Genomic DNA, 6,767 nt, shown 5'->3' on the forward strand with positions numbered 1-6,767 from the left:
CAGCGGCATTCGCCACCAGCTCAACCTGAGCCGCCCAAAGCGGCTCAGGCAGAATTTGTCATTTGCGATCAGGCCATCTCGATGTGCCAGCGCTGGTGGTAGAGCACGCGAGGAAAGCGTTGCCGGAGGGCTCGCCTGTGGGGCGTCTTCGGCCAGCGCCGGCCGGTGTTGCGGCGGTTCAGGGCGATGACGCTCCGGCTGATGCCGAGTTCCTCGCGGCAGAGGCGGTGGTTGTGCTCGGCATCGTAGCCGGCATCGGCCAGCACCGTGCCAAAGGTCATGATGCTCGCGGCCTGTCGCATGGCGGGGGCGAAGTCCGGCGAGTCCTGGCTCGGGCCGATGCCTGTCACGGCGCCAACGATCAGGTGCGAGTGGATGTGGAGCACCGCGGTCAGCTTGGGCCAGGCACGCTGTCGATGACCCAAGCCTTTGCCCTCGCCGCGACGCTTGCCGAAGTGCTCGCTGACATGGCGCGTTTCCAGCCCCGTGGCGTCGACCGCCGCCAACGGAGAGGCGTCGATCAGGCCGGCAGCCCGGGCCCGCCCGAGGATGACCACCTGGGCGTGGTGGAAGACCCCCCTTTTTCTGCCTCCGGCAGAAGGCGGCGCGCTGCGTAGGCCAGGGTGGAATAGTGCGGCACCTTCCGCAGCCCGAGAGCCTTTCGGAGCTCCCCCCATTCGGCCACCAGGGTAACGAGGCCCCGGTAGTCAGTCCGCAGGAACTGGCGCAGCGTTAGCAAGGCGAAGAGCTGGGCCTGGGTGAAGTCGTGCCGCGAGGTCCGGCTGCCGTAGGCCGGGAAGGTTCGGCGCCCAGCGGCCAAGGCCTCGCGTGCCACCCGTACCGCCGACTTCGTCATGCTGCGCATCGAGAACCTCGCATCCAGAACTCGACCCTCCCAGCGCTGCCCTCAATCAGAAGGTTTCAACAGAGCATTAGGCGCTCTAAAGGGCACCCTCGGCGGCGCCCTCTTCGCTGTGCTCTGCGGCTGCGGTCACAACATCCGCAAGATCCTCGCCCACCTCAGGGCTCTCTTGGCCGCCATCCTCGCTAGCCTCATCGACGCAATCGCCCAACCGGACCGTCATCCAGTTACAGCCCAAGCAGCCTGAACAGGTTATTCAAGGCCGACTCCGTATAAGTGCTTCAATCCGACTGAAAACACCTATAGATATAGCGTTTTCTTATTTCAAATCAGCAAGTTTATACTCATTTAATAATGATCATGATAGCTGCAAGCCCGAGAAGCCCAACAAAGAAACCGACCTGACGCCAGATTGAAGGCCTTAAACCTAGGGTTTGCGCACGCCGTACGGACGAATCTTGATTCCAATACAGGAAGCAGCCAGAAACTGCAACTGTTGCAATAATGGCCACCAGGAAAGATCCTGAGTTCGAGTTGCTCGACCCTTCAATCATGCTGGATAGCAAAGCTAAATTTAGCACTGCGATAACCAGGGCAATCATCAAACCTTGAAATATATAAAATAACGATCGAATTAAGTGTGCGACTAACACCGGGATCGCAACAGTTTGGTCATTTATCATCTGTGTGTCCTTTCGCTTAATGTATGTAGTAGATTTACCGCATGCTGAAACTATATTTCTCCTCTCACATATAATTTATAGTATAGGTTAGAATGTTCTAGTTCCGCGCTAAAGAGTTACGTAGCGCCGCATTGCATCATATCAAAAAAACTGCATCCGTAGTCTATTTCACATGCTAGACCCTGTAAACATCAAAGAAATTTTAAAACGATTAATATGATCAATTTTTATCACAATGACGCCAACTTATCTGAAATCTGCTAAATTCCCAAATAATGATCTTAGTAGATTGCTATCCAGTAGAAAATCTTTCTTTAAATCTATTCATGGTTGAAAGCATTAAAATTAGTTGTTTTTTGTTGCAAACAGGAGCCAAAGAAATAAACTGACGCGATCAATATCAGTGAAGTGCCATGATGGATGATGAATTTGACCCTTTGACAGAGGAAGAAGCTCGCGAAAGTTTGGCAATATGGCGAGAGCGGGATTGGCGGATTGCGCAGCACGTAGCCAAGTTAAAACTTTCTATTAGGCGCAAACCAAATTTTGTTAAACGGGTTAACCTGATGTACGCTACCGTGCATGCTTATTACATCGACCATCGATTGGAGGATGCTAAAAAGCGGGTTAAATAATTTGCTCGAGCAACTATCCCCAAAGGGCTTCCGACTTCAAATCGAAATCAGGCTGTACGGTGAGAACGCGGTGTTCCGGCCGTTCTGGATTGGTCCGAAATTTCTGACGCCGTAGCCGGACGATTTGACACTCAATCTGTGTCAACTCACGATCGGTTTTCGCGAAGCCGGGCATTCTCAGGGATACTTCCTGTGCTTTCGGATTGCTCTTCCAGTTTGGCTACGGTCGGTGTCAATGGAACCAACGGAAAGCGTGGAGGTGTCATCCTCCTTGGGCTTCATCCTGACCGATCTGGATTTCCGACGATCTCGGAACCTGTATAGTCGGCCACACTACACGACGCTGGTTCTGAACGACCTGTATTTGGCTTGAGCCCAGATATGTTGCCAAAGGTCTTGGGCGGCGCCTGGCTGTGTGAGGATCCAATGCCGGAGTATGTCGAAGCCAGTGCGGAACCAGGACTTTCGCCGGTAGCCATGACCTGCCGTTTCAATGTTGGTCCGGCCTTTGCTCCGTGATGCGCAGGCATGAGCCCATGCCAGAGCCAGCGTGACCATGGCGTGTGGATCGGCATGGAATAGGAACCCTGTTGGAGGGGTGATCGGCGTCCAAAACTACCCCCCCGGATTTGAGATGCTGCCGTTCCTGGAGAGGAGCGGTGGGGGAGATGCTGAGCGTGGACATGATTGCCCGGATCCGGCGGGCTCACTTTGTTGATGGCAAATCGATCAAGCAGATCACGCGCGAGATGGGCCTGGCGCGGAACACGGTGCGGCGTGTGCTGCGCACGGGTGAGACGAAGTTCACCTACGAGCGGCAGGTGCAGCCGCGGCCCAAGCTCGGGGCGTGGACGGAGGAGCTGGAGCGGCGGCTGAGTGCCAATGAGCGCCTGCCCAGCCGCGAACGGCTCGACCTGATCCGGGTCTTCGAGGACCTGCAGGAGAGAGGCTTTACCGGCGGCTACGACACGGTCCGCCGCTACGCCCGGGCGCGGCAGCGTCAGCGCGGGACTGCTGTCTCGGATGCCTATATTCCGCTGAGCTTTGCCCCTGGCGAGGCCTACCAGTTCGACTGGTCGCAGGAGGTCGTGGTGGTGCACGGCGCCACCATGGCGGTGCGGGTGGCACAGGTCCGTCTTTGTCACAGCCGGATGCTGTTCGTGCGAGCCTACCCGCGCGAGAGCCAGGAGATGGTGTTCGACGCGCACGACAAGGCGTTCGCGTTTTTTCGGGGTGCTTGCCAGCGCGGCATCTACGACAACATGCGTACCGCGGTGGATGTCGTGGGAGCTGGGCGGGAGCGTCAGTTCAACCGCCGGTTCTTGCAGATGTGCAGTCACTACCTGGTAGAACCGACTGCCTGCACACCGGCCTCGGGCTGGGAGAAGGGTCAGGTCGAGAACCAGGTCGGGCTGGTGCGGTAGCGGTTCTTCAAGCCACGCCTGAAGTTCCCGAGCTTTCATGACATGAATGGATGGCTGCTCGAGAGGTGCGTGGACCACGCCCGCAATCACCCGCATCCCGAGCGCCGTGACCTCCCGGTCTGGGAGATGTTCGAGCAGGAACGGCCAGCCCTGCTCCCCTATGCCGGCAGCTTCGATGGGTTCAATGCCCGCACCTGCGCCGTCTCCAAGACCTGTCTCGTGATGTACGACAAGAACAAGTACTCGGTCATGTCCCAGGCCGTGGGGCGGCCGGTCGAGGTGCACGCCTACGCCGAGAGGATCGTCATCAGCCAGGACGGGCAGGTGGTGGGCGAGCACCCGCGCTGCTTTGGCCGCGAGCAGATCGTCTACGACCCCTGGCACTACGTACCGGTGCTGGCGCGCAAGCCCGGCGCGCTGCGCAACGGCGCCCCGTTCAAGGACTGGGTGCTGCCCGGTGCCCTGGGCCGGGTGCAGAGCCGGCTTCGCGGAACCGCCGATGGCGACCGGCAGATGGTGGCGATCCTGCAGGCTGTGCTGTTGGACGGGCTGTCGGCCGTGGAGGCGGCCTGCGGCGAGGCCCTGGGGGCAGGCCTGTGCAGCAGTGACGTGGTGCTGAACGCCCTGTCGCGCCAGCGGCCCGAGGTCGCGGCGCCGAGCATCCCCACCCCTGACGCACTCCGGCTGCGGCACGAGCCGATCGCCGACTGCGGCCGCTACGATACACTCAGGAGCCAAGGCCATGGAACGACATCAGGTATTGGAGCTGATGAGCGAACTCAAGCTCATCGGAATGAAAGCCGCCTATGACGAGTTGCTCAGCGCCGCCATCAAACGTCAGCATCCGGTGCAGCAACTCGTCGGCAACCTGCTGCAGGCCGAGATCGCTGAGAAACAGGCGCGCTCGATCCGCTACCAGGTCACCATCGCCAAGCTACCCTTGATCAAGGAAATCGCCGAGTTCGACTTCACGGACACCCCGATCAACGAGGCACTGGTGCGCGACATGGCCACCGGCGCGTTCCTCGACAGCCAGCGAAACGCCGTGCTGGTGGGCGGCACCGGCACGGGCAAGACGCATCTGGCGGTCGCCATCGCGCTCAGCTGCATCCGCCTGGGGCGCCGAGCCCGGTTCTACACCGTCATCGACCTGGTGAACCGCCTCGAAGCCGAGGCGCGCGCCGGCAAGACCGGTCGCCTGGCCGAGCAGCTGACACGGCTGGACCTCGTGGTACTGGACGAGCTCGGCTATCTGCCCTTCGCTCAGTCCGGCGGCCAGCTGCTGTTCCATCTGTTCAGCCGCCTCTACGAGCAGACCTCCATCCTCGTCACCACCAACCTGCTGTTCGCCGAATGGCCCACCGTGTTCAACGACGCCAAGATGACCACGGCTCTGCTCGACCGCCTCACCCATCACTGCGACATCATCGAGACCGGCAACGCCAGCTGGCGGTTCAGAAACCGCAACTAGCCCATCCAGAACCCCCGTCGGAAACCCAGATCCGGGGTCAATCTTGCACGCTTATCAGGGGTCAATTTTGGATGCTGATTGACAGCCTGCGCATGCTGGCCCGGCGCTGGCTCACCCTCGCCGCCGAGATCCGCGAACTCGACGATGCGCTCGAAAGGCTGGTTCGTCACCAGGCATCGGCCTTAATGGCGGCGCCGGGCATCGCCGTCGGCACGATCGCGGAGATGCTTATCGTCCTTGGCGACAATCCCGAGCGTATCCGCTCAGAGGCCGCCTTCGCCAAGCTCTGCGGCGTTTGTCCCATCCCGGCATCCAGCGGCAAGACCACCCGCCATCGTCTCAACAGGGGCGGCAACCGACGAGCCAACGCTGCGCTGCACCGCGTGGCCGTTGTCCGGATGCGCTCCCATCCCGAAACGAAAGCCTATGTCCATCGTCGAACAGCCGAGGGCAAGTCCCTTCGGGAGATCCGACGCTGCCTGAAGCGGTACATCGCCCGGGAAATCTTCAATAGTCTCCGCACGCCAACCGCTCAGTCCGCAGTCTCAAATGGCCCTTGACCAACATAGGAGCATCAACGCGCTCGCCGAGACGGTGATCGGGCTGTTCAAAACGGAGGTCATCCGCCGCCGTGGCCCGTGGCGGAGCCTTGAAGCCGTCGAATACGCCACCCTCGAGTGGGTGGCCTGGTTCAACAACCACCGCCTCCCCGAGCCGATCGGGAACATCCCTCCCGCCGAGGCCGAGGCGCGCTACTATGCCGCGGGCAAGGCACCAGCTTTGGCCGCGTGACCCAACCACAACAGCCTCCGCCGAACCCGGGGCGGTTCAGTTCATTACAGGCTGCGTGTGTGGTCGGTGGAGCGCCTTGGAACCTGAAGGACGATGGCAAGATCCCGAAAGGATCAACATGATCGATGATACATCGAAACTACTTGGCAAGCGCGAGACCGTCCCTGGGAGCGGTGTTCAGGGCCATCGAAAGGCCCTCGAAGCCAGCGCCTGGCTTGCTGCCGTGGTCGAAAATTCGGACGACGCCATCATCAGCAAAACGCTCGACGGTATCATCACGACATGGAATCGCGGCGCGGAGCGCTTGTTCGGCTACACCTCCCATGAAACCATTGGCCAGCCCATCAGGATGATCATCCCCGATGACCGGCTTTTCGAGGAGGATGAGATCCTTCGCCGACTGCGCAACGGTGAGCGCGTCGATCATTTCGAGACGGTGCGCCTTCGAAAGAATGGCGAGTTGGTCGAGATCTCCGTCACCATTTCCCCTGTGAGAGCCGAAGACGGATCGATTCTTGGTGCCTCGAAGATCGCCCGCGACATCACCGACCAGAAGCGCGCTTCGGCACAGCAGGCCCTCCTCTTGCGGGAAATGCATCACCGCATCAAGAATCTCTTCACCCTGACCGCCGGACTCGTCACGCTCAGCGCCAAAGCTTCCGCAGAAAGTGCAGTGTTCGTAGCCGATTTCCGGTCCCGACTCCAGGCACTGGCGCGGGCACATGCATTGACCATGCCCGATGACAACGCTGCCGCTGAGCCTGCCACGACCTTCGTCGCATTGCTTCAGGCAATCCTTGCTCCTCACGTTGCGGACGACAGGCCGCGCATTGCCATCAGGGGATGCGATGCGCCGCTTGTTGGAAAGGCGTTGACCTCGATCGCCTTGCTACTGCACGA

General features: G+C 59.9%; 7 protein-coding genes and 3 pseudogenes. 7 read left to right on the forward strand and 3 right to left on the reverse strand.

The features are described from left to right. Nucleotides 1–68 precede the first annotated feature (68 nt). Both BT98_RS0119670 and BT98_RS0119675 read right to left on the reverse strand, forming a co-directional pair. Nucleotides 69–506, reverse strand: a complete 438-nt coding sequence (locus BT98_RS0119670; protein WP_237719427.1) for a transposase — start codon at nucleotides 504–506, stop codon at nucleotides 69–71. A 14-nt stretch (nucleotides 507–520) separates the two neighbouring features. Then, nucleotides 521–865 (reverse strand): hypothetical protein, encoded by a 345-nt coding sequence (locus tag BT98_RS0119675; RefSeq protein WP_019463191.1) that lies wholly within the window; start codon nucleotides 863–865, stop codon nucleotides 521–523. Nucleotides 866–941: 76 nt separating this feature from the next. On the opposite strand from BT98_RS0119675, the pseudogene BT98_RS26860 reads away from it, so the two are divergent. Next, a pseudogene (locus BT98_RS26860) lies at nucleotides 942–1,109 on the forward strand (IS5-like element ISGpr5 family transposase); the annotation flags it as partial. A 97-nt stretch (nucleotides 1,110–1,206) separates the two neighbouring features. Here BT98_RS26860 and BT98_RS27430 read toward each other — a convergent pair. After that, nucleotides 1,207–1,545 carry a hypothetical protein gene (locus BT98_RS27430; RefSeq protein WP_126281781.1) on the reverse strand — a complete coding sequence of 113 codons (339 nt, stop codon included), beginning with the start codon at nucleotides 1,543–1,545 and terminating at the stop codon, nucleotides 1,207–1,209. A gap of 413 nt (nucleotides 1,546–1,958) precedes the next feature. Here BT98_RS27430 and BT98_RS27435 point away from each other — a divergent pair, with 413 nt between their 5' ends. From BT98_RS27435 to BT98_RS25240, 6 genes and pseudogenes are all read left to right on the forward strand, one after another. Beyond that, nucleotides 1,959–2,180, forward strand: a complete 222-nt coding sequence (locus BT98_RS27435; protein ID WP_126281782.1) for a hypothetical protein — start codon at nucleotides 1,959–1,961, stop codon at nucleotides 2,178–2,180. Between the two features lie 668 nt (nucleotides 2,181–2,848). Further along, nucleotides 2,849–4,414: pseudogene (gene istA, locus BT98_RS25230) on the forward strand (IS21 family transposase). Next, nucleotides 4,347–5,075: an IS21-like element helper ATPase IstB gene (gene istB, locus BT98_RS0119690; protein ID WP_027297445.1), complete on the forward strand. Its 729-nt coding sequence runs from the start codon at nucleotides 4,347–4,349 to the stop codon at nucleotides 5,073–5,075. Before istA ends, istB begins: the two are co-directional and overlap by 68 nt. A 71-nt stretch (nucleotides 5,076–5,146) precedes the next feature. Continuing rightward, nucleotides 5,147–5,635: a transposase gene (locus BT98_RS26865; protein WP_202801240.1), complete on the forward strand. Its 489-nt coding sequence runs from the start codon at nucleotides 5,147–5,149 to the stop codon at nucleotides 5,633–5,635. A 16-nt stretch (nucleotides 5,636–5,651) separates the two neighbouring features. After that, nucleotides 5,652–5,867: pseudogene (locus BT98_RS25235) on the forward strand (integrase core domain-containing protein); the annotation flags it as partial. Nucleotides 5,868–5,985: 118 nt separating this feature from the next. Then, the coding region (locus BT98_RS25240) for a PAS domain S-box protein (RefSeq protein ID WP_037251723.1) at nucleotides 5,986–6,767 on the forward strand (782 nt) is incomplete at its 3' end.

This window comes from Roseomonas mucosa ATCC BAA-692 (genome assembly GCF_000622225.1).
Taxonomy (GTDB): Bacteria; Pseudomonadota; Alphaproteobacteria; order Acetobacterales; family Acetobacteraceae; genus Roseomonas; species Roseomonas mucosa.